1 protein-coding gene is annotated in these 306 nt (G+C 46.4%); it reads right to left on the bottom strand.

The annotated features are described in order from the left end of the window. Nucleotides 1-306, bottom strand: a 306-nt coding sequence (locus KTH90_RS24775; RefSeq protein WP_238727630.1) for a transposase, incomplete at both ends; no start/stop codon positions are given.

Here is a 306-nt window from a genome sequence, read left to right on the forward strand (position 1 = left end):
ACCTAAGGCATGTTTTAATGTGCAGAAGGATGTTTCGATCCCCCATCTCATGCCATAGAGGGACTTGATTTCCATAGCAGGGAATTCTTTTTCCGGAAGATTTGTAATGACATTCTCAAAGCTGTCCTCGCCAATTGGGAAGCGGAGTACCCGAAGGGAAATCGGATACTCCGCATCGGAATCATCGGGAAGATAGCTAAAGGTAACAGCTTTGCAGATGTAGCGGTACTGGTCTTCGAGTAGCGGATGCCGATGTTTCTTTTTAGACTGGGTACGGGTGAGAATGCGATTCACGGTAACATCAAA

This window comes from Diplocloster modestus (assembly GCF_019042245.1).
In the GTDB taxonomy this organism is placed as follows: domain Bacteria; phylum Bacillota; class Clostridia; order Lachnospirales; family Lachnospiraceae; genus Diplocloster; species Diplocloster modestus.